We start from the raw sequence: 566 nt of genomic DNA on the forward strand, positions 1-566 counted from the left end.
GCGTGGCCATCACGGGCCGCCGGATCTCCCCGCCGCTGTTCGAGTCGATGGAGCTGCTGGGCAAGGAGGAGTCGCTTCGTCGTCTGCGCTCCCTGTCGGCGTTCCTCGCCAGCTGAGGCGCGACGCGCCCGGGCGGCGGATCACGGCCCACCGGTTTTGGTGTTCCGCCGCCGCTCGGGTAGGCTTGATTCTCGGTGCGAGGCTCAGGTTTCGCCCTTGGGGTATGGTGTAATTGGCAACACGACGGTTTCTGGTTCCGTTATTCTTGGTTCGAGTCCAGGTACCCCAGCAAGTCGAAAACCCCCGCTCAGGCGGGGGTTTCGTCGTTTCCGGACCAGTATCGCCAGAGCAGTTCGGCTGCGTGTCCACCGCGACGACGAAAGCCCCCTGCATCCCGTGTCAGCACAGGATGCAGAGGGCTCTCGTGATGGCGCGTCAGGCCGAGCGGCGGCGCAGGTGGAGCAGCCACGTGCCCGCGGCCAGCAGAGTGAGGGCAAGGCCCGTCCAGACCCAGCCGATCGTGCCGTCTGCGCCGGTCGTCGCCAGGGGGTCGGGAGAGCTGTCGG

The 566-nt window shown here is 67.3% G+C and carries 2 protein-coding genes and 1 tRNA gene; 2 read left to right on the forward strand and 1 reads right to left on the reverse strand.

The annotated features are described in order from the left end of the window. On the forward strand, window positions 1-116 hold a 116-nt coding region (locus tag KZA10_RS18455), incomplete at its 5' end, for a hypothetical protein (RefSeq protein ID WP_256935023.1). Between the two features lie 101 nt (window positions 117-217). Then, window positions 218-289, forward strand: a tRNA-Gln gene (locus KZA10_RS17220). 146 nt (window positions 290-435) lie between these two features. On the opposite strand, the gene KZA10_RS18855 is transcribed toward KZA10_RS17220, so the two are convergent. Next, entirely contained in the window at window positions 436-546 is a 111-nt protein-coding gene (locus KZA10_RS18855; RefSeq protein ID WP_374196621.1) for an LPXTG cell wall anchor domain-containing protein, read from the reverse strand. Between the last annotated feature and the right edge of the window lie 20 nt (window positions 547-566).

The sequence above is a fragment of the Microbacterium sp. BF1 genome, assembly GCF_019279095.1.
In the GTDB taxonomy this organism is placed as follows: Bacteria; Actinomycetota; Actinomycetes; order Actinomycetales; family Microbacteriaceae; genus Microbacterium; species Microbacterium maritypicum.